The 25652-nt window shown below is 65.7% G+C and carries 21 protein-coding genes; 3 read left to right on the top strand and 18 right to left on the bottom strand.

Going from position 1 to position 25652, the window contains the following annotated elements:
- Position 1 precedes the first annotated feature (1 nt).
- From ACF3ND_RS11095 to ACF3ND_RS11150, 12 genes are all read right to left on the bottom strand, one after another.
- Positions 2-568: a type 4 pilus major pilin gene (locus tag ACF3ND_RS11095; protein WP_394060394.1), complete on the bottom strand. Its 567-nt coding sequence runs from the start codon at positions 566-568 to the stop codon at positions 2-4.
- Positions 569-582: 14 nt separating this feature from the next.
- Positions 583-1719 (bottom strand): hypothetical protein, encoded by a 1137-nt coding sequence (locus ACF3ND_RS11100; RefSeq protein WP_394060396.1) that lies wholly within the window; start codon positions 1717-1719, stop codon positions 583-585.
- Positions 1716-3485, bottom strand: coding sequence for an ATPase, T2SS/T4P/T4SS family (locus ACF3ND_RS11105; RefSeq protein WP_394060398.1), 1770 nt, complete (start codon positions 3483-3485; stop codon positions 1716-1718). The genes ACF3ND_RS11100 and ACF3ND_RS11105 overlap by 4 nt, the downstream gene beginning before the upstream one ends.
- Entirely contained in the window at positions 3463-3843 is a 381-nt protein-coding gene (locus tag ACF3ND_RS11110; protein ID WP_394060400.1) for a hypothetical protein, read from the bottom strand. The genes ACF3ND_RS11105 and ACF3ND_RS11110 overlap by 23 nt, the downstream gene beginning before the upstream one ends.
- On the bottom strand, positions 3770-5149 hold the full coding sequence (locus ACF3ND_RS11115) for a hypothetical protein (RefSeq protein WP_394060402.1): 1380 nt from the start codon (positions 5147-5149) through the stop codon (positions 3770-3772). Before ACF3ND_RS11115 ends, ACF3ND_RS11110 begins: the two co-directional genes overlap by 74 nt.
- A gap of 1 nt (position 5150) precedes the next feature.
- A complete protein-coding gene (locus ACF3ND_RS11120) occupies positions 5151-6707 on the bottom strand; it encodes a hypothetical protein (protein WP_394060404.1) in 1557 nt (518 codons plus the stop codon).
- Positions 6704-7498: a TcpQ domain-containing protein gene (locus ACF3ND_RS11125; RefSeq protein ID WP_394060406.1), complete on the bottom strand. Its 795-nt coding sequence runs from the start codon at positions 7496-7498 to the stop codon at positions 6704-6706. The genes ACF3ND_RS11120 and ACF3ND_RS11125 overlap by 4 nt, the downstream gene beginning before the upstream one ends.
- Positions 7499-7601: 103 nt before the next feature.
- Positions 7602-8921 (bottom strand): extracellular solute-binding protein, encoded by a 1320-nt coding sequence (locus tag ACF3ND_RS11130; protein WP_394060408.1) that lies wholly within the window; start codon positions 8919-8921, stop codon positions 7602-7604.
- A gap of 7 nt (positions 8922-8928) precedes the next feature.
- Entirely contained in the window at positions 8929-10182 is a 1254-nt protein-coding gene (locus tag ACF3ND_RS11135; protein WP_394060410.1) for a D-amino acid dehydrogenase, read from the bottom strand.
- A gap of 36 nt (positions 10183-10218) precedes the next feature.
- Entirely contained in the window at positions 10219-11253 is a 1035-nt protein-coding gene (locus tag ACF3ND_RS11140) for a CDP-6-deoxy-delta-3,4-glucoseen reductase (protein ID WP_394060412.1), read from the bottom strand.
- Positions 11254-11409: 156 nt separating this feature from the next.
- Positions 11410-13719 carry a DNA topoisomerase IV subunit A gene (parC, locus tag ACF3ND_RS11145; protein WP_394060414.1) on the bottom strand — a complete coding sequence of 770 codons (2310 nt, stop codon included), beginning with the start codon at positions 13717-13719 and terminating at the stop codon, positions 11410-11412.
- A 20-nt stretch (positions 13720-13739) separates the two neighbouring features.
- Complete coding sequence (locus tag ACF3ND_RS11150; protein WP_394060416.1) at positions 13740-15701, bottom strand: DNA topoisomerase IV subunit B; 1962 nt, start codon at positions 15699-15701, stop codon at positions 13740-13742.
- Positions 15702-15935: 234 nt separating this feature from the next.
- On the opposite strand from ACF3ND_RS11150, the gene trxA reads away from it, so the two are divergent.
- The 3 genes from trxA to gdhA all read left to right on the top strand — a co-directional run bounded on the left by trxA (position 15936) and on the right by gdhA (position 19068).
- Positions 15936-16262 (top strand): thioredoxin TrxA, encoded by a 327-nt coding sequence (gene trxA, locus ACF3ND_RS11155; RefSeq protein WP_394060418.1) that lies wholly within the window; start codon positions 15936-15938, stop codon positions 16260-16262.
- A 69-nt stretch (positions 16263-16331) separates the two neighbouring features.
- The gene (gene rho / locus ACF3ND_RS11160) at positions 16332-17588 is read left to right on the top strand and encodes a transcription termination factor Rho (protein WP_394060420.1); all 1257 of its coding nucleotides are present in this window, start codon (positions 16332-16334) and stop codon (positions 17586-17588) included.
- A gap of 139 nt (positions 17589-17727) precedes the next feature.
- Positions 17728-19068, top strand: coding sequence for an NADP-specific glutamate dehydrogenase (gene gdhA, locus ACF3ND_RS11165; protein ID WP_394060422.1), 1341 nt, complete (start codon positions 17728-17730; stop codon positions 19066-19068).
- A gap of 297 nt (positions 19069-19365) precedes the next feature.
- Here gdhA and ACF3ND_RS11170 read toward each other — a convergent pair whose 3' ends face one another.
- The 6 genes from ACF3ND_RS11170 to ACF3ND_RS11195 are packed head-to-tail and all read right to left on the bottom strand — an operon-like array spanning position 19366 to position 25594.
- The gene (locus ACF3ND_RS11170) at positions 19366-19977 is read right to left on the bottom strand and encodes a flavin reductase family protein (protein ID WP_394060424.1); all 612 of its coding nucleotides are present in this window, start codon (positions 19975-19977) and stop codon (positions 19366-19368) included.
- 7 nt (positions 19978-19984) lie between these two features.
- The gene (locus tag ACF3ND_RS11175) at positions 19985-20473 is read right to left on the bottom strand and encodes an aromatic-ring-hydroxylating dioxygenase subunit beta (protein ID WP_394060426.1); all 489 of its coding nucleotides are present in this window, start codon (positions 20471-20473) and stop codon (positions 19985-19987) included.
- Positions 20470-21783 carry an aromatic ring-hydroxylating dioxygenase subunit alpha gene (locus ACF3ND_RS11180; protein WP_394060428.1) on the bottom strand — a complete coding sequence of 438 codons (1314 nt, stop codon included), beginning with the start codon at positions 21781-21783 and terminating at the stop codon, positions 20470-20472. The genes ACF3ND_RS11175 and ACF3ND_RS11180 overlap by 4 nt, the downstream gene beginning before the upstream one ends.
- 33 nt (positions 21784-21816) lie before the next feature.
- Entirely contained in the window at positions 21817-23700 is a 1884-nt protein-coding gene (locus ACF3ND_RS11185) for a dipeptide ABC transporter ATP-binding protein (protein ID WP_394060430.1), read from the bottom strand.
- Complete coding sequence (locus tag ACF3ND_RS11190; RefSeq protein ID WP_394060432.1) at positions 23700-24584, bottom strand: ABC transporter permease; 885 nt, start codon at positions 24582-24584, stop codon at positions 23700-23702. Before ACF3ND_RS11190 ends, ACF3ND_RS11185 begins: the two co-directional genes overlap by 1 nt.
- Positions 24581-25594 (bottom strand): ABC transporter permease, encoded by a 1014-nt coding sequence (locus tag ACF3ND_RS11195; RefSeq protein ID WP_394060434.1) that lies wholly within the window; start codon positions 25592-25594, stop codon positions 24581-24583. Before ACF3ND_RS11195 ends, ACF3ND_RS11190 begins: the two co-directional genes overlap by 4 nt.
- Between the last annotated feature and the right edge of the window lie 58 nt (positions 25595-25652).

Below are 25652 nucleotides of genomic sequence, written 5' to 3' on the forward strand. Positions count from 1 at the left end.
TTCAGCGCACCACCAGTACGAAGGTATTGCTGTCCCCGTGCGCGCAATTGGCCTGGGCGGCCAGGGCGTTGTAGGCCAGGGTGGCGGACTTGACCTCCTTGAGCGCGCCGCCCGCCTGTATGCTCATGCCCGCCGCCAGCCGCTGCATCATGGACAGCAATGCCGGGCAGGCGGCATGATTGACCTTGTCCAGCGTCATGGCGAAGGCCGAGCCCGACTCCCGCGTCTCGAGGCTGACCTGTCCGCCGCTGCCCAGGCCGTGCAGCACCTGCTGGCGATTGGCCGACACCGTCAAGGCGGAACCTGGCTGAATCTGCCGCGCCAGGGCCGCCGTGCTCATGCCCGCATAAGGCGCGCCGCCTTCATAGGGGGCATGGACCTGCGTCTGCACGATGAAGCGGCTGAGCTCCTCTCCCACCTTGGGCACGCGGCTTTCGATCAGGTAGGAACCGATGGCCGGCACAGCCAGAATGGCCACCAGCAAAATGATGGCGGTCACCACCGACACCTCCAGCAAGGAAAAACCGCGTTGGCGCTGAACAGGCATCGAACGAGGATACGAAGACATGGAACCTCCGGAATTCAGGAAAGCAAGGAAGAGGAACTGAAGAACAGCATCAAGGAACGGCGCAGCTCGTCCAGCACGGCATAGTGCCAAGCCAGCAGCCAGAGCCCGAAGAAGACCGCGGCCAGCAGGCAGAACCAGCGCAGCGCCAAGGCTTGCCGGGGCAGGCTCGAACGCAGGGTATCGCTGGCCTGGCGCGCGCATAGCGACAGGGCGCGTTCCATGCCGTGAGCGCGGATCATGTCGGAAAGGAACCAGAGCAGCTCTCGATCCAGCAGCCCGGTGTCGAAAACAGCCTCGTCCCGATGCCCTGCCGCGATACGTCGCAGCATCAGGTCCAGGTGCCAGCGCATCCAGTCGCCGCTGCCCACGGCCAGGAGCTGGATTGCCGCGCGCAAAGGCAGGCTTGCGCCGGCGCCCGGCTGCAGGAGCACCGCCAGCAAGGACAAGAAGCGCAGGGCCGCCAGACGGCGCAAGACCAGGCCGGGACCCACGCGATCCATCGCGCGCCGCAGTCCGTGACTGCGGTTCTTCAACACGAGCCGAAGGCCCGCCGCCCCCGCCACGGCCTGCACGGCGGCCCATGGCGCCGCCGTGCGCAGGCGCTGCGCCCAGGCGTACAGACTTGCCGTGCGCGCCCCGAGAAACTCGGACGGCAGATCCATGAAGGCCTGCTGCAGGGCCGGAACTGTCAGCCAGGGAATGCAGGCCAGCAGGAAAACCGCCAGGAGCACCGCCATGACGGCGGGCCATAGCAGTTGCAGAACCTGCCCGCGCGCCCAGCCGACCAGAGACAGGTAGGAACTCAAGGCGGCAAGACCGTCCTGCACCCGGCCTGCAGCCTGTGCGGTGCGCAACACCAGAAGTTCATCCGGCCGCAGGCAACCCGCCCAGACCGCCTGCAAGTCCCCGCCGCTGCGCCGGTACACAGCCTGCCAATGCCGGCTCAGGCGGCCGCGATGATGTCTTGCTCCGTAGCGCAGGCTGTCTTGCACAAACAGGGAGTGCAGGGTGCGACGGCCCTGCTCCGCCTGCAGGACCCCGAGCAAGTACTGGAAATAAGCCTCGCGCCGCCGGATGAAACGCCATTGATCGAGCCGGAGGCGGCAGGCGCGCCAGGCCTGGACAAGCCGGCTGCTCGCAAATTCATTCATTGAAGCAGCTCCTGGACCCCGGCCGCGCGATGGCGACGGGCCTTCAGGCGCAAGCGCCAGGTTTCAAAAGCGCCGAAGCGGGCTTCGATGTCGCGCAGGTCCAGCCTGCCCCTGTACGCCTGGCACAATGCGGAATGGAGCACGGCGGGCAAGCCTGGGCCTGGTGCGCGCAAAGGCAGGCCCCGACGCATGTGCTCGTGCGCTTGAGGCAAGAGGTCCGGCTCCAGCAGCTCCGCCACCACGGTACGGCCCTGATAGCCGTAATGCTCGGGCAGGCGCGATCCCGTGCATTGCGCGCATCCCGCCTTGTTGCGCCAGAGCAACCCATCCGTGGAGCCGGTTTCGCAGCCCCGCAGCGCCTCAAGGCTGGCGCGCGCCGCATCGTTCGGCGGACCGTCCAGCGCGCACCCCGGGCACAGGAGCGGCAGCAGGGCTTGATAGACCAGCAGCTTGAGCATGCCCGGCATGGCCAGAAACTCTCTGGGCACCCCGATGAAGCTCGAGGCCAGACGTTCCGGGATCTGCTCGGCCCCGGCGGCATGCACGGAGCTGTAGACGCTGACGCCCGAGGACGCCAGATCCATGAAAGCCTGCCCCGTCTCCCGGTCGCGTATCTCCCCCAGCAGGACATCCTGCATGGCTGAACGCTTCAGGGCGCGCAGCTTGCTGGCAAAGACCGAATGCGCGTCCTGGTCCAGGCTGCGGCTGAGTGAGCTCTGGATCGCGTTGGGGATCAGGTACTCCACCGGATCTTCGAGGGTGATGATCTTGCGCGTGGCCGGCACGCTGCGCACCAACGCCGCCAGAGACGTGGATTTGCCCGAACCGACGGTTCCGGCAAACAGGATGGCCCCGCCCTCGCAGGCCATGACGCGATTGAACTGCGCCACCTGTTCGGGCAGATAGCCCAGTTCCTCGAGCACCGGCAGCGGGCTGTCCTGGGGCGTGGACAGGAGCCTCAGACAGACGGCCGGGCCATGCAGGGCCGCCATGGAAGCCCAGCGCAAGGCGACGCTGCGGCCCCCGACCTGCCTGCGCAGGCTGGCCTGCTGCTCCTGGCCCGGATCGAAGACGGCCCCATTGCCGCCCTGCGCATCCATCCAGACCAGTGCCAGCATGTCCGTCAGCAGGCGGGTGTCCAGCGCCTGAAAGGCGTCGGGGCACACCTGGCGGCCCGCCAAGGTGAAGTGCACATCGGAGCATGCGCGATCTTCGCGCAAACGCACATGGATGTCGCTGGCGCCTTGCTCCAGCGCCCAGCGCAACAGGCGCAGAAAAAGCTGCTCGAGCTCATTGCGGTCCGTACGCGCCGGCAGGCTCTGACGAAACCGGACGCCGTCGCGGCGCAATGCGAGCAACAGCGCCTCGCTGACCTTGTACATGGGAGGATCGGCCAGCAGGTAGCCGCGTTCGCGCAGCAAGGCCAGCAATGCCTGCGCCTGGTCCGAGGCCGCCATATCGTCCACGGCCAGGATCACCGCGGCGCCGTCCCTGGTCACGATGGGCGCCAGGCGGGCAGCCAGATGCTCCACGCCCAGCTCCGCCGCCAGGCTGCGCTTGGGCTCACAGGCTTCATGAAGCGCTTCAAGGCTGGACAGGCTGGCAATGGCCTCCGCAAGCCGGGCCGCGCCCGGCCCCCGGTGCGCATCCCCTTCGGCCAAGTCCGCGCCGGGATCGGCCTGTTCGCGCCGGCGCCTGCCGAACGCCCGCCAGGGATGCCGGCCCGCGCCGCGGCCGTGATGTTCAAGGTTCCAGGCAAAGCTCATGCTTTTGGTCTCCTTCCTGAAGTTCGATACAACGGCTGCTCAAGGAATGCAGCCGCATGCTTCGGTCGCGGTGCCGGCCTATGGGCCAGGGCTGGCCTTGCTGGTAAACCAGGGAACGCTCGCCCAGCCGGACCTCGGCCAGCAATTGCTTGTCGCGGCCATAGATGGCTTTGAGTTCGATGCCGCCGTCTACTGATCGCCCCTGGCTGGTCAGGGGCGCATCCCCTGGGCAGGAGCGGGGCGAGGCATTCTGCCGGGCGCGCTCGGCGTCCATGCGCAACAGTTCATGGACCGTGATCAGCAGCGCCGTGTCGGACTGAGCCTGGGGAGGCCACAGCATGGGCAGGAGCCAGATCATGGCCGAGCACCTGCGCAGAATCAGAAGACGCCTCGTCGGCCCGCTCATAGACATAGCCCTCCAGGTTCAGGGTCAACACGCTGCTGGCCAGCGAGGCAATCGCCTGCTCCGCCACATGAAGCGTGATTTTTTCCCAGCGCAGGACCTGCGCCTGCGGCAATAACAAATACGCCGAGCGCAAAGGCGACTGGCTGCGCCAGGGCCGGCGCTGCACGCCCGGCGCATGTTCCACATGCGCAGCGCCGGGACCAAAGTCCAGCGCCTGCGGCGGCCCTATCGACACCTGCCCGAAGGCGGCCTGCACGGCCTGCAGTGCGCTGAACAGGTCGCGTTCGTTCTGTCGCTGCCCCCGCAGGCGGGCCGAATCCAGAGGCTGGCCATGATGCCTTGCCGCCACGCGCAGGCGGGCGCGGTCCAGGTCCAGGAACTGCAGGTCCACCCGAGGACCGAGAATCTGCTCCAGACCCTGATTGCTTGCCTGCGGATCGTGACGCGCATACAGCGCCGCGCATTGCCAGGAACCATCGTTCGGCAGGCAATCGGCCTGCTGGAGCCGCCAGCCCGCCGCCTGATAAGGAAGACGCTCCAGAAGCCGCAGCAAAGACTGGAAGCCCGCAACGCCCGGCAGCCAGTGCCGTTGCCGAAAGTCCTGCATGAGCCCGCCGAGATCGGCCGCGGCCGTCTGAACGGCAGGCCGTTGCTGCCCCAGAATCCAGCCGGCGACGATCAGGACCAACGCAAGCACCGGCCCCAACAGAACAACGAACCGGCGCGAGCGCGGACCCGCTCCGGCATGCAGGCGACAGGATTCCTGTCTGCCCTGCTCCAGGTGCGCCCGCAGGTCTTCGGGCTGCGGCAGTTCCCGCAGTCCGGAATAACGCCGCTTCATTTCCGCATGCACGGCATGGGCCTGCGCCGGGTCGTCGAACAGGCAATCGGTGCCGCCGATGACGGCGCCGTCGTGGGCCGCCATCAGCCAGAAACGCCCCTGTTCAAGTCGCCACAGCGCCAGCACGCAGCCGTCCGGATGCTGGCCGGCCACGCAGGCGGCGGCCGAGTAGAACGACACGGCGCGGCGACCGTTTGCGGCCGGGCTGGCCTCGCGCACGGACGCCAGCCCGGCGGAATCACGTAGGCAGGCTTCGTCGGCCAGGCCCGCGGCCAGCAGATCTCCGCCGGCCAGGCAATACCAGGCGCGAGGATGGTTGCGCAACAGGCGCCGCAGGCCCGGGCCCGAGGGTCCATCGACCAGGGCGAACCAATGCAGGCCGAAACAGTAATCGACAAGCGGTTCGTGGCGGGTCATGTCAGCTCCCCTCCTCCAGATACGCCGTCAGCAGCAGCAGAGTGCGCACGGTCTGGCTGCGCACCTGCCGGCTGCCGCCCAGCAGCCAGGGCAGGTCCGGGCCGGCGCGGGTCTGTTCATCCTGGTCCAGGACGCGATCGTGCCCGGCGATCAGCCAGGTCTGGCCCGGCAGCACCGACACCTGCTGCATCAGGCTGTTGCCGTCTATGGTGACCTGCTGCAACTGCAAGGGATGGCTGCGGTCGCCGAAGCTGAGCGTGCGCAGCGGCTGGGCGACCGTGCTGTCGTAGGCGATGGTCAGGAGGATGCGCCCGTCGTCCTGGATGTCCGGCACCACGGTGAGCATGGCGCCCACGGCCTCTTCCTTCTGGCTGACGCTGACCGCGGGCAGCGACAATTGGGCTCCGGCGGACAAGGCCGCGGCCTCCACCTTGTCCACGTACGTGAAGCGCGTGCGCAGGGAATGGCTGGCGGGACGCCGGTTCAAGGCAAAGATGGGGAAGCTCTGACGCCGGACCACCCTGGCCTGTTCGGCCAGGGCCTGGAGGAATCCCTCGGTGCCCGCCCAGGCGCCGCGCTCGCTGCGCCCCTGGAGAGTGACGGCGGCGGACAGGGTCTCCCCGGGGCTGCCCAGGCCCCATGCCAGCCCGGCCTTCTGAAACAGGAGGTTCCAGTCCAGCGCCATCTGCTGCTGGTCAGACAAGGACAGGCTGATTTCCTCGAATACCAGGCGCACCCGGCGCGCCAGCTGGCGATTCTCCAGGTCCAGATACCGGCCTACCGCGTCCAGCCGTTCGGGCGTATCGGTGACCACCAGCAAAGAGCTAGGGCCGGGCGCCGCCGCAACCGTTCCGGCGCGCGACAGAAAGGCCTCCACCCTCAGCCGCAGTGATTCCATCAGGGAAACGGGCGCGGCGGACAAGCGTGTCTGCCAGGCTTCCCCTGCCTGTCCCGAACCGCCGATGCCGGCCTGGGCATCTAGGTCCTGCTGCAGGATCCGCAATTGGAAATGACGGGTTTCGGTGCGGAAAAACTCGATCCGCCCCTGGCGATAGCGCCAGTTGACGCCATAGGCCGCGCAGAGATGATCCAGCAGATCCGCCAGCGTGCGCTGTTCCAGATGCAGGCGGCCCCGCTCCGTGTGGGTGCGATCCGCCGCCGGCACGGCGCTGGCCAGGCGCGGCAGGAAATCGGCGGCGGGCAGAAGCGCTTCCGGACTGACGAAGACCGGCAGGCCCGACAAGTGGGCGATGCGCTGGGCCAGTTGATCCAGGCCAGGCAACGGTTCGGCCAGCGCCAAGGTGACCTTGCGGGCGGCGCGCAACACTGCGGGCAGCGATTTGTCCCGCCCCAGCGGAACGGCGGAACCGGCCACCCAGGGTCTGTCCACCGACTGCCGGCGGCGCCGCTGCTCGGCGTCATTGCCCTCCCGGAAACGCTCCTGGTGCTGCTGAACCTGCTCCTGCGCCGCCTGATGGCGCCGGCCCACCTCCCTGCCTTGCTGCGCCAGGCTGCATCCTGCGAGCAGACCGGCGACAAGTATGAGCCAGGACTTCATGAGCGCTCTCCGGACGCCAGGCTGCGGTCGCATGCCTGCGACCAGGCCACCACGCGCAGAACCTGATTGGAATAGAAGCACGGCTGCGCCGGATAGGCGGTCAGCTCGGTACCATGCAGCAACTGCTGCACCGCGGTTTTGAAGTCCCCCTGGAAGCGGGCCGGCGCGCTGACCGGCAGATCCACATCCAGGTCCCAGTGGTCCGGCTGGAACACCCAGCCCGCCAGCCCGGCCCAGCGAGCCAGCGCCTGGCGCAGCGTCTGGTCCTCCGGGCGGATATCGTAGGAAGGCGAAAGCGCCGGGACCGCAGCCGGCACAGCCGGCTGCTCCTGCAATGCAGCGGCGGCCCGGACGACCAACGGTGCGCCAGGCTGGACCGCAGCCCCCGGCGCTGCGGCAAGCGTGGACGGCGGCGGCTCGCCGGCGGGCCGATCCGCGTGCCGGCTGGCCCGCGCCTGCCCGTGGCCGGCGCGAAACAGCAGTTCCGGCCATACGCCCTGAGAAAGGTGAAACTGGCCCACGGGCGTCAGGACCAGCGCCTGCTCCCGCCCCGCGCGCCGCCCGAACACGGCCGGCACAATCTGGCCCGGCGCGAAGTGCAACCAGGTGCGCACGCCATTGTCGAAGACCTGCAAGGGACCGACACGGGGTTCGCCCGACAGGCTCCAGTCGAAATTGAAGGCCTGCGCCTCGGGTTCGGGCGCAAATGCGCCCGGACCCTGTCCGGCCAGACAAGCGGACAGGCCGGGAAGGATCAGGCAGGCACAGGCAAGCCGAAGAAAAGACAGCATGGCGCACATCCAAAGAAAAAGCTCCATACCCCTTGTGGGGCATGGAGCTCATCTTCGGTCAGGCCTGGGCCCTGCGCCAGATCGGCTTGTACGAATGGATGAATCAGCGTCCTTTCTGGGCCACCAGACGATTGGCTTCGGTGGCGGCCGTGCGCAGCGCCGTCATGGCCGGCTGCTTGCCGTCCAGGGCGCTTTCCAGGCTCTGGTTGAACACGGCGCGAATCTGGCGGTAATTGCGGAAATTGCCTTTGGCGGTGCCCGAAGAGCCGCTGCCGTAGGCGCCCACCAGGTGCTGCCAGTCGCCCTTGCCGCTGTAATAGTCGCTGCCGGTGGCGTTGAAGGCCTCGCGGCTGACGGGCAGGAAGCCGGTCTGTTGGTACCAGCGTGCAGCGTTCTCGGGCTGGGCCAGCCAGCTGACGAAACGCGCGGCGGCCTGGTTCTGGTCGGCCGGATGCCCCTTGGTCGCCCACAGGGCCGAGCCGGTCACGAAAGGCTTGCCGGGAGTCTGGGTGACTTCAGGGTAGTACGGCAGGCCGGTCACCGCGTACTTCAGGCCGCGAGTGGCGCTGTATTCGCCGATATGTCCCGAATTCGAGAACATGACGGCGCACTCGCCCTTGGCGAAACGCTGGGGCGACTGAGGCAGCATGTCGGGCTTGACCATCAGCTCGGACTTGACCCAGCTGACCATCATGGACAGGTGGCGGATGTACAGGACGTCGAAATCGAAGCCCACCTTGCCCTTGACCTTGGGCCCGGGGGCCAGGCCATAGATCTGGTTGTTCACCGCCGCCAGATTCTCCAGGTTGATGGAGACGGACTGGTCGGACGTCAGGGGGCAGCGGCGCGAGCCGTTGTTGGCCAGCTGCACCAGCTGGCCTTGCAGGTCCAGCCAGACGCGGCTGGGAACGGCCGGTTCCAGCTTGGCTTTCTGGAAGGCGTCCAGGTTGTAGTACATGACGGGGATCTCCGCCATGTAGGGGAAGCCCTGCAACTGGCCGCGGCCGTTGCGCACGAAGGAGTTGGAGGCCAGGAACCAGGACACGTTGCCCAGGTTCTCCTTGGCGAGCAGCGTATGCATGGGCAGGATGTAGGAGCGGTCCGCCACTTCGTCCAGGCCGGACATCTCGCCCAGCTGAACCAGGTTGGGCAGTTGCGCGCCGGATGCGGCCTGCAGGGCCTGGTCCAGGGCGGCATCCGAGTCGTGCGCCTTGACCTCGACCTTGACGTCCTTCTGGCTGCGATTGAAGTCCCTGACCAGTTTCTCGAATTCGGCCTGGTTGTGAGGATTCAGGGAAGTCCAGACCTGGATGTCCACCGCAGCCAGGGCAGCGGAACCATACAAAAGCGCGGCGGAACCGCACGCCGCCGTCGCCAGTGCCTGCACGCACCGCTTCAGCGCTAATCCGCGTAGATTCTTCATAAATCCTTTAGCGTAAAAAAGGAAATTCGGGTTCGGGCTGACGGCCGCCCATCAGGTCGGCCAGGGCCCGGCCGGAGCCGACCCCCATCGTCCATCCCAACGTGCCGTGCCCGGTATTCAGATACAGGTTCGATATACGGGTGCGGCCGATCAGCGGAACATTTGAAGGCGTGGCGGGACGCAGTCCCGACCAGAAATGAACATTATCAAAATCCAGGGCGCTTGGGAACAATTCCGCCACTTGCGCCAGCATGGATGTGCAACGCTTTGTGTTCAAGCTGCGGGAGTAGCCCGAAAGCTCGGCCGTGCCGGCCATGCGCAAGCTGTCGCCCAGGCGCGAATAGACGATCTTCTGGTCCTTGTCGGTCAGGCTGACCGTAGGCACGGCCTCGGGCACGAGCACCGGGATGGTGACCGAATAACCCTTGGCCGGATAGACCGGGCATGCAATGCCCAGGGGCTCGAGCAATTCGGGGCTGAAACTGCCCATGGCGACCACGAAGGCGTCGGCCTGCAAGGATTCGAAGCTGCCGTCGGGCGCGATGATCTCCACCCCGCTCACCTTGCCCTGCTCGGTCTGCAGGCGGTTGATCTGGGTGGAGAAGCGGAACTGCACGCCCGCCTTTTCGGCCATGGCCGCCAGGCCGCAGGCGAACTGATTGACGTCCCCGGATTCATCGTCCTTGGTGTAGTCCCCGCCCACGATCAGATGGCGCGCCGCCGCTAACGCGGGCTCGACCTGCACCAGTTCATCCACGCTCATCACGCGCCGATCCACGCCCATGTCGCGCATCAGGTCCGCCATCTGCAGGGAATCGTCCAGGCTGGCGGCGTCGCGATAGAAGGTGATGATGCCTTTTTCCTGATGGCGATAGTCGAAGTCCAGCGAAGGCCGCATCTGCTTGAGCGTGCGGCGGCTGTACTCGGCCAGACCCACCAGGGCGCGCACATTGGGCGCCAGTCGCGAAGGCAGGCATTCCCGCAGGAACGCCAGGCACCAGCGCCACTGGCGCATGTCCAGGCGCGGCCGGAACAGCAGCGGCGCATTGTCGTCCAGCAGCCACTTGAGCAGCTTCAGCGGCATCTGCGGATTGGCCCAGGGCTCGGCGTAGGAGACCGATATCTGCCCGCCATTGGCGCGGGACGTTTCCTGGGCCGGCCCGTTGCGCCTGTCCACCACCACGACCTCGTGCCCGTCCTGGCTCAACCACCATGCCGTCGAAATTCCGATGATGCCGCCGCCCAGTACTGCTACTTTCATGTCTGCTGTCCGTTTCTGCGTGGAAGTCGGCGTCGCTTACTTGACGTCGGCCAAAGAGGTGAAGGCGTCCGCGAAATAGGCGTCCGGATTCAGGCCGGCCTGCTCGACGAAGTCGCGGCGCGCGCTCTCGACCATGGCCGGAGCGCCGCAGGCATACACCTGCCAGCCCGACAGGTCGGGCAGGTCCTGCAGCACGGCCATGTGCACAAAGCCCGTGCGCCCGGTCCAGCCGTCTTCGGGCCTGGCATCCGACACCACGGGGATGTAGCGCAGGTTGGGCATGTCCGCCGCCCACTGCTCGGCCAGCTCGGACTGATAGAGGTCGCCCGGACGACGACCGCCCCAGTACAAGGCGATCTCGCGCCGGCTACCCGTCTGGCGCAGGCGCTCGATCAGGGCCTTGATGGGGGCGAAACCGGTGCCGCTGGCCAGGAACACCATGGGCGCATCGCTGTCCTCGCGCAGGAAGAAAGAGCCCAGCGGCGCTTCCACGCGCAGGATCTCGCGCTCTTTCATGGCCGTGGCGCCTGCGCCGAAGACGTGGTCGGTGAACAGCCCGCCGGGCATGTGGCGGATGTGCAGCTCAACCTGGTTGTCCTCGCGCGGCGGCGTGGCCATGGAATAGCTGCGGCGACTGCCGTCCTTCAGGATGAATTCCAGGTACTGGCCGGGGTAGTAGCGGAAAGGCTCGGAGGTCGGCATCTGCAGGCGCACGATCATGACGTCCTCGCGCACCTTCTCCAGCCCGGCCACGCGCGAAGGCATCTTGCGGATCTGGATGTCCGAAGCCATGCGGATCTCGTGCGATTCGATCACCATGTCCGTGGCCGGCTTGGCCTGGCAGAACAGGGTATAGCCCGCCGCCCGGTCCTCGTCGCTGAGCAGTTGCTCGGGTGCGCGGCCGGCATCGTAGTCGCCCTCCAGCACTTTGCCCTTGCAGGACGAACAGGTGCCGTTGCGGCAGCTGTACGGCAGGACGATGCCCGCGTTCAGGGCGCCATCCAGCACGGATTGCCCGGGCTGGACCTCGAAACTGTGCCCACTGGGCTGTACCGTGATCTTGAAACTCATATCCAATACTCGAAAAAAAGAAGCAAGCCGGCCGGGGCACACAACCCCGGCTGGCGGCAAAAAAACACCCCCACGCTGCGCCTTCGGCTTGCTGCCCCCCGAGGGGGCGCTTTTGCCTTGGGTGATGCGGCATTCCGGCGGCCCGGCGGCAAAACCTTACTGTACCTGCGGGCGGTGCAGCACAGGATCGCTGAGTTTGACGCCCAGCTGCTTGCCTTTGCGGGCCCGCTTGCCCAGGTATTCGGCCAGGGCGTCCAGGTCCATGTGCACGGTGGACTCGCGCTTGCGATAGATGCCCGACACGGCCAGGCCGTCCTCGCCGACGGCCACCCATTGCACCAGGCTGTCGCCCTCGTCCAGGCCCATCAGGATAGTGCCGCGGCCGCCCTTCTCCAGCACTTTCAGTTCATTGATGTCCACCACCAGGAAGCGGCCCTTGGCGCTGAGCAGGCCCACGTACTGATCGTCCGGCCGCAAGGCGAGCGGCTTGAGCAGCGACTTGCCCGCCTCGACGGTGACGAACTGCTTGCCGGCCCGCTGACGGGTATTCATGTCCGCGTGGCTGGCGATGAAGCCATAGCCGTCCGAGGCCGCCAGCACGTAGCGCTGGTCGCCGGGCGCGGCCATCATGTGCTCGATCGGCGCCGCCGGGCTGACCTCGATCATGGAGGTGATGGGCTGGCCGTCGCCGCGCGCCGACGGCAGGCTGGAGACCGGCACAGTATAGACCCGGCCGTCGCGCCCCAGGGCCACCAGGTCCGTGGTGCTGCGGCATTCCAGGGCGTCGTACAGCCTGTCGCCGGTCTTGAAGGTGAACTGGGAGGCATCGTGCCCGTGTCCTTGGCGGCAGCGCAGCCAGCCCTTGTGGGAGATGATGACGGTGACGGGCTCGTCCACCACCTTGTTCTCCAGCACGGCCCGCTCGGCCGCCTCGATCAGGGTGCGGCGCTCGTCGCCGTAGGTCTTGGCGTCGGCTTCGATCTCGCGGATCATCAGGCGCTTGAAGGCCTTGGGATTGTCCAGCAGTTCCTGCAGGCCGGCCTGCTCCTTGCGGCGCTCGTCCAATTCCTTTTCGATCTTGAATCCTTCCAGGCGAGCCAGCTGGCGCAGGCGCATCTCCAGGATGTCGTCCGCCTGGCGCTCGCTCAGCTCGAAGCGCTCCATCAGCGCGGCGCGCGGTTCGTCGGATTCGCGTATGGTCTGGATGACCTCGTCCACGTTCAGATAGACCACCATGCGCCCTTCCAGCACATGGATGCGGTCGGAGACCTTGTCCAGGCGGAAACGCGTGCGGCGCTCCATGGTCAGCCGGCGGAACTCCAGCCAGTTGCCCAGGATCTGGCGCAAGGAGCGCTGGCCGGGCCGGCCGTCCACGTCGATGCACACCAGGTTGATGGACACGCTGCCTTCCAGGCTGGTCTGGGCCAGCAGCGTATTGACGAATTCGTCACGATCGATGGTGCGCGATTTGGGTTCGAACACCAGGCGCACCGCAGCCTGCTTGCCTGATTCATCGCGCACCGTATCCAGCAGGTTGAGCATCAGGGCCTTGGTCTGCTGCTGTTCGGCCGTCAGCGATTTCTTGCCGTTCTTGACCTTGGGATTGGTGCGCTCCTCGATTTCCTCGAGGATCCTCTGGGCCGAGGTGCCCGGGGGCAGTTCGGTGACCACCAGCTGCCACTGGCCGCGCGCCAGGTCCTCGAAGACCCAGCGGGCGCGCGCCTTGACCGTGCCGCGGCCTTGCGTATAGATGGCCGCGATGTCCGAGGCCGGCGAGATGATCTGGCCGCCCCCGGCGAAGTCGGGCCCCGGCACCAGCTGGTACAGGTCCTGGTCGCTGAGCTTGGGATCGCGCAGCAGGGCCACGCAGGCCTGGGCGATCTCGCGCAGATTATGCGAGGGAATCTCGGTGGCCATGCCCACGGCGATGCCCGAGGCGCCGTTCAACAGCATGATGGGCAGGCGCGCGGGCAGCGCCACGGGCTCTTTCTGGCTGCCGTCGTAGTTGGGCACGAAATCCACCGTGCCCTCGTCCAGCTCGTCCAGCAGCAGGCGCGAAAACGGGGTCAGGCGCGCTTCCGTGTAACGCATGGCGGCGGCATTGTCGCCGTCGCGCGAGCCGAAGTTGCCCTGGCCATCCACCAGCGGGTAGCGCAGCACGAAGTCCTGCGCCATGCGCACCATGGCGTCATAGGCGGCCTGGTCGCCGTGAGGGTGGTACTTGCCCAGCACGTCCCCGACCACGCGGGCGGACTTCACGGGCTTGGCGTTCGGGCCCAGCCCCATGGCGTCCATGGCGTACAGGATGCGGCGCTGCACGGGCTTTTGCCCGTCGGTCAGGTCGGGCAGCGCGCGGCCGCGCACCACCGATACGGCGTAATCCAGGTAGGCCTGCTCGGCATACGTGGCCAGCGTGATGTGATCGTCCGATCCCGCCGGCTCAAAATCCAATTGATTGCTTTCCATAAATGACTCTTTGCCCCGGCTCAAACATCAATTTCGGCCAGATTGCCTTTTTCTTCCAGCCAGGCGCGCCGCTGGGACGCCTCGCCCTTGCCCATCAGCATGGTGAACATGGCCTGCGTGCCCGGCAGCCCGTCCGCGCCCCAGCTGACCGGCAACAGGCGGCGGGTGTCCGGATTCATGGTGGTGTCCCAGAGCTGTTCGGCGCTCATCTCGCCCAGGCCCTTGAAGCGGCTGATGCTCAGCGACTCCACGCGGATCGCCTCGTTGCGCAGCTTCTCCAGGGTGGCGTCCAGTTCACCCTGGTCCAGGCAGTAGATCTTGCGGGCGGCGCGCTTGCCGGCCGCGGGCACGTCCACGCGGAACAGCGGCGGACGCGCCACGTAGACGTGGCCGGCCTCGATCAGCTTGGGGAAATGGCGGAAGAACAGAGTCAGCAGCAGCACCTGGATGTGGGAGCCGTCCACGTCGGCATCCGACAGGATGCAGATGCGGCCGTAGCGCAGGCCCGAGAGGTCCGGATCGGAATCCGCATCGTGCGGGTCCACGCCGATCGCGACCGAAATGTCGTGGATCTCCTGGTTGGCGAACAGGCGGTCGCGCTCCACTTCCCAGGCATTGAGCACCTTGCCGCGCAGCGGCAGGATGGCCTGGAATTCCTTGTCCCGGCCCATCTTGGCCGAGCCGCCGGCCGAATCGCCCTCCACCAGGAAGAGTTCGGAGCGGTCCAGGTCGTGCGATTCGCAATCGGTGAGCTTGCCGGGCAGCACCGCCACCCCCGAGCTCTTGCGCTTTTCCACTTTCTGGGCCGAGCGGGTGCGCGCCTGGGCCTGGCGTATGGCCACCTCAGCCAGCTTGCGGCCCTGGTCCACGTGGGCGTGCAAGTGCAGCTCCAGGGCGTTGCGCACATAGCCGCCCACCAGGCGCACCGCATCCCGGCTGTTCAGTTTTTCCTTGATCTGCCCCTGGAACTGGGGATCGAGCACCTTGGCCGACAGCACGAAGCTGGCGCGGGCGAACACGTCCTCGGGCAGCAGCTTCACGCCCTTGGGGATCAGGCTGTGCAGTTCGGCGAAGCTGCGCACAGCCTGGTAGAGGCCGTCGCGCAGGCCCGCTTCATGCGTGCCCCCGGCGCTGGTGGGAATCAGGTTGACGTAGGATTCGCGCACGATGTTGCCATCCGGCGTCCAGGTCACCACCCAGTGCGCCCCCTCGCCCGGCGAGAAATTGTCGTCGTCCTGGGGCGCGTACTGGCGGCCTTCGAACAGGGGCACCAGCAATTCGGTATCGCCCAGCTCCTCCTGCAGGTAGCCGCGCAGGCCGTCCTGGTAGCACCATTGCTGCTGCTGGCCGGTTTTCTGGTTGACCAGCTGCACGGTGACCCCGCCCAGCAGCACAGCCTTGCTGCGCAGGATGTGCGCAAGCTGGCCCATGGGGATCTGCGCGGAATCGAAATACTGGGGATCGGGCCAGAGGCGCACGCGCGTGCCTGATTTTCGCTTGCCCACGGAGCCCACCACGGTCAGGGGCCGTTCGACCTCGCCGCCGGAGAAAATGATTTCATGCGCCTGGGCATCGCGCCAGACCAGCACTTCCAGACGGCGCGAGAGCGCGTTGGTGACCGACACCCCCACCCCGTGCAGGCCGCCCGAGAAGGCATAGGCGCCGCCGTCGGCCTTGTCGAACTTGCCGCCGGCGTGCAGGCGGGTGAAGACCAGCTCCACCACCGGCGCCTGCTCGTCCGGATGCAGGCCGACCGGAATGCCGCGCCCGTCGTCCTCGACCTCGATGCCGCCGTCCTCCAGCACCGTGACCGTCAGGGTGCGGGCGAAACCGGCCAATGCCTCGTCGGCCGCGTTGTCGATGACTTCCTGCAGGATGTGCAGGGGATTGTCGGTTCGGGTGTACATGCCCGGGCGCTGGCGGACCGGTTCCAGCCCCTTGAGCACCCGGATGGAGGATTCGTCGTAGCGTGTGGTAGACAACTTGATTCCCGGAAGATCGATCAGAAAAACGGTATTTTACGGGGGGATGGGCCAGGGGGGAAACGCTTTGTCGGCGCGCGCCCCGCCGCTGCCGGGCCATTATCGGCAAAGAGCAATGCCATCCTGTCAAAAATTGGCAACAAGAGCGTCGCAATTCACCGTAGAATACATTGTGCTCAGGCCTCGCCACACGTATAGTTTTTGGTCATCCTTTCTTCTTTTTTGTATCTTGCCATGAGCGATTCCATCAAACATGTAACGGACGCCTCCTTCGAGAACGACGTCCTCAAAGCAGAACTGCCCGTTCTGGTCGACTACTGGGCCGCCTGGTGCGGTCCCTGCAAAATGATCGCCCCCCTGCTGGACGACGCTGCCGAACAGTACAAAGGCCGTGTTATCATTGCCAAGCTCAATGTCGATGAAAATCCCGATACCCCTGCAAAATTCGGTATTCGCGGAATTCCCACGCTCATGCTGTTCAAAGACGGCAAAGTGGCCGAAACCAAAGTCGGGGCACTTTCCAAGTCGCAACTCAGCGCGTTTCTCGACAGCTCCCTGTAATCCTTCTGATTAACCGCACGCGGGCCCGCCGCTGGCCCGCGGTCTGCTGCTGAAATCCCTTCCCCTCTCATGCACCTCAACGAATTAAAAGCTCTGCACGTCTCGCAGCTGCTAGAAATGGCTGCCACTCTGGAAATCGACAACGCGAACCGCTTGCGCAAGCAAGAGCTCATGTTCGCCATCATGAAAAAGCACGCCAAGAAAGGCGAGCAGATTTTCGGAGACGGGGTGCTGGAAGTATTGCCGGACGGTTTCGGCTTCCTGCGTTCGCCGGAGACTTCCTACCTGGCCAGCACGGACGACATCTACATCTCCCCGTCGCAGATCCGCCGCTTCAACCTGCACACCGGCGACTCGATCGAAGGCGAGGTGCGCACGCCCAAAGACGGCGAGCGCTACTTCGCGCTGGTCAAGGTGGACAAGGTCAACGGCATGCAGCCCGAGGCCATCAAGCATCGCATCATGTTTGAGAACCTCACGCCGCTGCATCCGGACCAGCCCATGCGCCTGGAGCGCGACATCAAGAGCGAGGAGAACATCACCGGCCGCATCCTGGACATCTTCGCCCCCATCGGCAAGGGCCAGCGCGCCCTGATCGTGGCCAGCCCCAAGTCGGGCAAGACGGTGATGATGCAGCACATGGCCCACGCCATCACCACCAACTACCCCGAGGCCACCATGATCGTCCTGCTGGTGGACGAGCGCCCCGAGGAAGTGACCGAGATGCAGCGCACCGTGCGCGGCGAAGTGGTGGCCTCCACCTTCGACGAGCCGGCCACGCGCCACGTCCAGGTGGCCGAGATGGTCATCGAAAAAGCCAAGCGCCTGGTCGAACTGAAAAAAGACGTGGTGATCCTGCTGGACTCCATCACCCGCCTGGCCCGCGCCTACAACACCGTGGTGCCCGCCTCCGGCAAGGTCCTGACCGGCGGCGTGGACGCCAATGCCCTGCAGCGGCCCAAGCGCTTCTTCGGCGCGGCCCGCAACCTGGAAGAAGGCGGCTCCCTGACCATCATCGGCACCGCGCTGATCGAAACCGGCAGCCGCATGGATGAAGTCATCTACGAAGAATTCAAAGGCACCGGCAACTCCGAAATCCATCTGGAGCGCCGCCTGGCCGAAAAACGCATTTACCCTGCCATCAACCTGAACAAATCAGGTACCCGTCGCGAAGAACTGCTGATCAAGCCGGACCTTCTACAAAAGGTCTGGGTGCTACGCAAATTCATCCACGGCATGGATGAAATCGAAGCCATGGAATTTATCCTGGACAAGATCCGGGCTACAAAGACCAACTCCGAATTCTTCGACATGATGAAGAAGTAAATCGAACATCCGCAAGCCTCTCCATCCGAGAGGCTTGCTTGCGATGGACGTATGACCTTGGTGCATTCCCGTGCACCCTATCTTTCAATCTGCTGAGTTCTAATCCAACCCTCAGTCTTGCAAACAGAGTTCGCTTGCAATGAAACTTATCTCATTAGAACAGTTCCTCGCCAAGGTCCAAGCCCGTGACCCGCATCAGCCTGAATTCATGCAGGCCGTACGCGAAGTCATGACCAGCCTGTGGCCCTTCATCGAGAAGAACCCCCAGTACGCCGATCACGGCCTGCTCGAGCGCCTGGTCGAACCTGAACGCGCCATCCAGTTCCGCATCTCCTGGGTGGACGACCGCGGCCAGGTCCAGGTCAATCGCGGCTTCCGTATCCAGCACAACAACGCCATCGGTCCCTTCAAGGGCGGCATGCGCTTCCACCCCTCGGTGAATCTGTCCATCCTGAAGTTCCTGGCCTTCGAGCAGACCTTCAAGAACGCCCTGACCACCCTGCCCATGGGCGGCGGCAAAGGCGGCTCCGACTTCGATCCCAAGGGCAAGTCCGACGGCGAAGTGATGCGCTTCTGCCAGGCTCTGATCACCGAGCTGTACCGTCACCTGGGTCCTGACACCGACGTGCCCGCGGGCGACATCGGCGTGGGCGCGCGCGAAGTGGGCTTCATGGCCGGCATGATGAAAAAGCTGTCCAACAGCGCTGCCTGCGTGTTCACCGGCAAGGACCTGACCTTCGGCGGCAGCCTGATCCGTCCCGAAGCCACGGGCTACGGCACGGTGTATTTCGCCGAAGAAATGCTCAAGCGCAAGGGCCAGTCCATCGAAGGCCTGACCGTATCCGTTTCCGGCTCCGGCAACGTGGCTCAATACGCCATCGAGAAGTGCATGCACCTGGGCGCCAAGGTCGTGACCGTGTCCGACTCCCATGGCTGCGTGGTGGACCTGGACGGCTTCACGCCTGAAAAACTGGCTGTCCTGATGCACGTCAAGAACGGCCAGCGCGGCCGCGTGAAGGAATACGCCGACCAGCTGGGCCTGCGCTACGAAGAAGGCAAGCGCCCATGGCACGTGCCGGTCGACGTCGCCCTGCCCTGCGCCACCCAGAACGAACTGGATCGCGCCGACGCCGAGACCCTGATCAAGAACGGCGTGCGCTGCGTGGCCGAAGGCGCCAACATGCCCAGCACCCTCGAGGCGGTGGATGCCTTCATCCATGCCAAGATCCTGTATGCTCCCGGCAAAGCCAGCAATGCCGGCGGCGTAGCCGTCTCCGGCCTGGAAATGAGCCAGAACGCCCAGCGTCTGAACTGGACCCGCGAACAAGTCGACACCAAGCTGCACTCCATTATGCGCGACATCCACGAGAATTGCGTGAACTATGGTCAAGAAAGCGATTTCGTCAACTACGTCAATGGCGCCAATATCGCCGGCTTCGTCAAAGTGGCCACCGCGATGCGTCATCAAGGTGTTTATTAAATTCTGCGCCTTGCTCAGTAGTAAAAAGACCGCCCACGAGGCGGTCTTTTTTTTGCGCCGTCACAAGCATCCCTCAAACGAACCGGCCAATGAAACAAATAGGCTGTTCGACAGCAGAGCGGCTCCTTGTGAACACGCCGTTCAAGACTTTAGAGGGGCAGCCTGGGCTGACGGCTTGCCCCTCTAAAGCCTTGAACGGCTCACAACGACCGCTGTATCGACCACCCTATATACATGGAACCATTGCATCTCAGAGAGTTGAATCCATGCACGGCCGCTTTAACCAACCAAGTCAGGTCAAGGCCGCAAAATCTCCCCCGGCACGGCGTAATATGGTCCCGCCAGCCGGGCCAGGGGCCGGTAGGCCTGCATGTCCACCCGGCCATCGGCATCCAGCAGGGCTTGATCCACGTGGAAGGCCAGCACCTCCAGGATATGCAGCTGGTTGACGCCCCGGCCCAGGTCGACCACCTGGTCCAGGCGGCACTCCATCTGCACCGCCGCTCCGTCCAGGCGTGGCACGCGCACGTGTTGACCGGGCGACAGGGCCAGCCCCAGCTCCAGGGCCTCGCTGTGGCCCGGCGGACGCTCGGCGGCGCTGGCGTGCACCGCCGCCAGGTCCGCCTGCCGGCATAGCTGCACCACGCATTCGCCATTGGCTTGCAGATTGCGGGCCGTGTCCTTCAGGCCGCCCCGCTCGGTGCGATTGATGTTGATGGCCAGCATGGGCGGACTATGGGCCACGTAGTTGAACGAGCTGAACGGCGCCAGGTTCACGCTGCCCGACGCCTCCAGCGTGCAGACCCAGGCAATGGGGCGCGGCACGACCAGGGACGTCAGCAGGCGATAGGCCAGGGTGTCGTCCATGTCCGCGCAGGGCAGGCTGCGATAGGAAACCGATGCGTCCATGGCAAGCCTAGATGAACAACTGGATGGTGGGCAGGTAGCCATCCACGCTCAGCAGGTCCACGCGCTTTTCCACGATCTCCCAGCCCTGCCCGCGTTCGCGCAACCGGTACGAAGCCGTGGCAGGCAGCACCTCGGTCCTCTGCTTCTGGAACTCCGAATAGATCAGATTGGTGCGGACCGTATAGCAGCCCTGCCCGTCCGGCTGCTCCGACTGGAGCCGGGGAGACTGGATCACGCGCAGGCCCCGCACGCCCGGCTGCAGCGAAAAAGCGCGGTGATGCGACAGCCTGTCGATACGCAGACGCATCAACATGCGGTTTTCCAGGGCGATGCACATGCGGCCCTGCGGGCTTTGCTGGCCTGATTCGCCGGGAATCCAGTACAGACCGTCCGGCGCAAACAGCTCGTACCACTCGTCAAATCGCCCCTGGTCCAGCAAGGCGTTTTCCTGCCACACGAATTCCTGCAGACTGTGCTGCCTGTGCATGCTCATCATTCCTGCTCCTGCCGCGCCATGCCCTGTTGCCAGGCGCGGTACTGGTTGCGTATCACCCGTTCATTGTTGGCGTCGTCGAAGGTGCCGCCTTCCTGCGCCAGCTCCTGCTCGTCGAACTGGCGCAGCAAGTTGACCCAGGGGTTGCCCTGCGCCTTCAGGCTGGCCTGCTGGCTCTCGAACAAATGCACGTCATCGTGCGCCACCACGCTCATGGGCGAATACACCAGGCGGCTGTAGGTCAGGCCGCGATCGAGCATCTCGCGCGGCGCGCCCTTGGGCTGGAAGACCCAGACCTCCAGCAAAGTGCGGTCCACTGCCAGCGGACGCAGCACGCGGATGATCTGCGGCGCCCCCTTGGCGGCCATGCTCGGATAGAACACCACATTCTGCGGATTGAACCCCAGCACGCGCGCGGCTTTCTCCTCGCCCCAGGCCTCCCGCATCATGGCCTCGTAGCCGGGGATGCCGGAATAGTCGGTATGGATGCTGAACTTGGTGCCCAGGATGCTGTGGCCGTTGGGAAAGGTCTGTACGCCCATGCGCGAATAAAAGTCGTAGCCCGAGCCGAACGGCAGCAATTGCTCCAGCGCCGTGGGATCTTCGTCCTTGAAGACTTCGCCCACCTTGGCGGCCGAACTGGAGGCCGACTCATGCGTGGAGATCGGATGGACCGTATCGTTGATGTTCTCCAGGTACATCTTCCAGTTGCAGTGGATCACGGTGCGGATGGATCCGCCCGCCACCTGCAGCTCGCCCTGGGGCGAACGGTCGGCCATATTGTCCAGCGCCTGGAGCACCTCGCCGAAGTACTCCTTCAGGCTCGGCCCCTGCTCGCTCAGGCGCGCGAAGACAAAGCCGCGATAACTGTCCACCGCACCGGGCGTGGATAGACCTTCCGCTGCCGGGCACTGGGCGAAGCCGGTGTTTTCATAGGCGTTCTTCAGCGGCACCGCCAGCAGGGAGCCATCCAGCCGGTACGTCCAGGCGTGGTAGGGGCAGCGCAGCATCTTGCCCACATTGCCGCTGGATTCGCTGACCAGGCGCGCGCCTTTGTGCGCACAGCGGTTCATCACCACGCGCACCGAGCCGTCGCCATGACGCAGCATGATCACCGGGCTCTGGGCCAGCGTCACCGAAATATAGTCGCCGGCGTTGGGCACCTGGCTTTCGTGGCCCACGTACAGCCAGGCGCGGCTGAACAGGCGCTCCATTTCCAGCTGGAACACTTCCTCGTCCAGGTAGGCGTCCCGATGCACCTGATTGGCCTGGGCCAGGCCGGCAAGCGCGGCCTCGTTGTTGGCATACCTCATAGTGATTCCTGTGTAATGCGAGTAAAACGTGATTCAGACCGCCAGGGCGGGCGCCAGGCTCGCGCCGGCCATACCGGCGTCCGCCTCGGCCGCCTGCGGCGCCGGCCAGGGCCGGCTGGAGTCGTCGGGCGGTACGCTGGCCAGCAACAGACGGGTGTAGGGATGCTGCGGGCGGGCGAAGACCTCCGCGGTCGGCCCCTGCTCGACGACTTCGCCGCTCTTCATGACCAGCACGCGCGTGCACAGATAACGGATCACGGACAGGTCATGGGAGATGAAGACCACCGCCACGCCCAGCTCCTTGTTCAAGCGCAGCAGCAGATTCAGGATCAGCGCCTGTACCGATACGTCCAGGCCGGAAACGATCTCGTCGGCCACCAGCAGGCGCGGCTGAACGCACAGGGCCCGGGCGATATTGACGCGCTGCTTCTGTCCGCCCGACAGCTCGGACGGAAACCGCTGGCCCGCATCCTGGGCGATGCCCACCTGGGCCATCAGCTCGTCCGCCTTGCGGCGGCGTTGCTCCGGCGTCATGTCCGGCTGCAGCTCCAGCACCTGGGTCACCAGCTGCTGCACGCTGCGGCGCGGGTTCAGAGCCGAATCAGGGTCCTGGAACACCATCTGTATGGTTTGCGACAGCGAGGCGCCCTGCCCCGCCGCGAATTGCTCGCGCGGCCGCCCCTGCACCAGCACCTGCCCGCCGCTGGGCGGCAGCAGGCCCACCATCAGGCGCGCCACCGTGCTCTTGCCGCTGCCGCTCTCGCCCACCACGCCCACCAGCTCGCCCGGACGCACGCTCAGCGACAGGGGACGCAAGGCATGCATCAGGCCGCGGCGCCCTTGGCGCGTCACCCGGTAGCTGCGCTCGACTTCACGAAACTCCACCAGAGGCGCCAGTTCGGGAGCCGGCGGTTCGGGAGGAACATGAAGCTCGGCGCGGGCCGCCGCCTCGCCCGCCAGGCAGGCGCCGGCGCAACTGACGCTGTGCCCTGGACGCACCCTCTCCAGTGCGGGCGGACGCTGTTCGCACTGCGCATTGCGGGTCGGGCAGCGCCGCGCGAAGCGGCAACCAGGCAGTTCGCGCATGTCCTTGAGCCCCGGCATGATGTCGGCCAGCGAAGGCAGGGCAAGCAGGGGACCGGTCAAGGCGGGCGTGGCATTCTTCAGCGCCCAGGCATAGGGGTGCAGCGGCGTGTCCAGCACGTCGGCCGCCGGCCCCTGCTCCACCACGTCGCCGGCGTACAGCACGGCCACTTCGTCGCAGACGTGCGCGGCCATGCGCAAGTCGTGCGTGATCAGGATGACCGCCGTCCGGTGACGCTGCTGCACGTCGCGCAGGATGCGGATGATCTGCGCCTGGGTGATCACGTCCAGGGCCGTGGTCGGCTCGTCGGCGATGATCAGCTCCGGATCGCCCGAAAACGCCATGGCGATCAGGATGCGCTGGCATTGCCCCCCGGACAGCTCGTGCGCATAGCGTCCCAGGATGGACGGCGGATCGGGCAGCCCCACTTCGTGCAGGCGCTCCAGGCAATAGCGCTCGCGATCGCGCCGCGCGATGCCCAGGCGCGCCAGGTGCTCCATCATCTGCTGGCGTATGGTCAGCACCGGATTGAGCGAAGACAGCGGCTCCTGCGGCACGAAGGCGATCTTGCGGCCCAGCAGGCGGCGCATCTGCGCCCCCGTCACCGGCGCGCCCTGGAAACAGACCTGCCCCGAGGACAGGCGCAGATTGCTGGGCAGCATGCCGGAAATGACCCGGCCTATCATGCTCTTGCCCGCCCCCGACTCGCCCACCAGGCCCAGCGTGCGACCCGCCTGCACGGCGAAGGACACCTTGCGCAGCAGCTCCACCGGCTGCCCCTGCACAGGCACGCTGACGCTGACCTGCTTGAATTCAATGACCGGCACGCTCATCAATGCGCTCCCCGTTGCTTGAGCCTGGGATCCAGCGTCGTGCGCAGGCCGTCGCTCAGCAAATTGAAACCCAGCACCGCGAATACGATGCCCATCACCGGCGCCATCAGGCCCCAGCCCGCCTGGTAGATCTGGTCCCGGCCGTCGGCCAGCATGACGCCCCAGGCCACCACGTCCGAAGGCACGGACAGCCCCACGAAACTCAGGATGGCCTCCACCACGATGGCCACGCCCATCTGCAGGCTGAACAGCGTGACGATCAGCGGCGCCACGCTGGGCAGGACCTCGCGCAGCATGATGCGCAGGTGCGAGAAGCCCAGCAGGTGGGCGGCATAGACATAATCGCGCTGGCGGGCCACCAGGACCTCGGCGCGCACCACGCGATAAAAGCGCGTCCAGTCCACCAGCACCACGGCCAGGATGACGTTGAACAAGCCCGTGCCCAGGCCCACCATCAGCATCATGGAGAACACCACGGGCGGAAAGGCCATCCACAGGACCACCAGGGAGCTCACCGTGCGGTCGAACCAGCCGCCGATGTAGCCGGCCAGGATGGCCAGCACGGTGCCCAGCACCATGGTGCCCGCGGCGGCGGTGACCGCCACCTGGAAGGCAACCCGGCTGCCGTAGATCAGGCGCGACAGGATGCAGCGGCCCAGGCCGTCGGTGCCCAGCGGATACTGGGCCAGCCCGCCCTCCTGCCAGGATGGCGGCAGCAAGGTCGCCAGCAGGTCCTGGGCATTGGGGTCGTTGGGCGCCAGCCAGGGGGCGAACAGGGCCACCAGGGCGAATATCAGCACCAGGATGCCGCCCGCCAGGACTTTGGGATGGGCCAGCACCGGCCGCAGCCGGGCCCCCAGGGACGATAGCGAACTCGTGTTCATGCGGACCTCAGACGCGGATTCAGGACGCTGTACAAGCCGTCTACACAGAAATTGACGGCCAGCACCATCAGGCAGAACACCAGGGCCACGCCCTGGATCAGGGGCAGGTCGTGATTCTTGATGGCCTGCACCATCAGGTTGCCGATGCCGGGAAAGGAGAAGATCACTTCGATCAGCAAGGTGCCGCCGAACAGAAAGCCGAACTGCACGCCGATCAGGGTCAGGGTGGGCAAGGCGGCGTTCTTGAGCATATGCACCAGCAGCACCCGCCACTCCGGCACGCCGCGCAGGCGGGCCACGTTCACGTACTGGCTGTTGGCGGTCTCGATCAGGCTGGAGCGCAGCACGCGGATCACGATGGGGCTGAAGGCCAGCGCCAGGGCCAGGGCCGGCAGCAGCAAGTGGGAAAAGGCGTCCCACCAGGCCTGCCACTGCCCCCGCACCAGCAGGTCAAGCAGCAGAAAGCCGGTGCCCCCGTCCAGCGCCGGCGTGCCCTCCATGCGGCCCATGAAAGGCAGGACGGGAAACAGCACGCCGAACACCACGATCAGGATGATGCCCCACAGAAAGGACGGCACGGACAGCAGCAGCACCAGCACGAAGTCGGCGGCGAACTCGATCTTCTTCTTGTCCAGCAGGTAAAGGACGATGCCGCCCGGAATGGAGATCAGCAAGGCCATCAGCAGGCTGATGCAGGCCAGCTCCAGCGTGGGCGGCAAGGCCTGGCCCAGCAAGCCGGTGACGGGCTGGTGAAAGAAGATGGAATTGCCCAGGTCGCCGCGCAGCGCGCCGCTGAACCAGACCTGATACTGGTGCAGCACCGAACCGTCCATGCCCAGTTCGACGCGCAGCGCCTGCGCGTCGGCCTCGGTGGCCGAGGGCGGCAGCATCATGCCCAGCGAGTCGGCGGGGATGACGCGCAGCATGAAGAACACGATCATGGACAGCAGGAACGCCGTCACCAGCACGAAGACGAACTTGCGCGCCAGCAGGAAGCAAACGTTTTTCATGAACAGAACCGCAGGAGGAAAAGCGCCGGACCCGGCCCGGCGGACAGCCCCGCGGCAT

Origin of the sequence: Alcaligenes sp. WGS1538 (assembly GCF_043187505.1) — a bacterium.
GTDB lineage: Bacteria > Pseudomonadota > Gammaproteobacteria > Burkholderiales > Burkholderiaceae_B > Alcaligenes.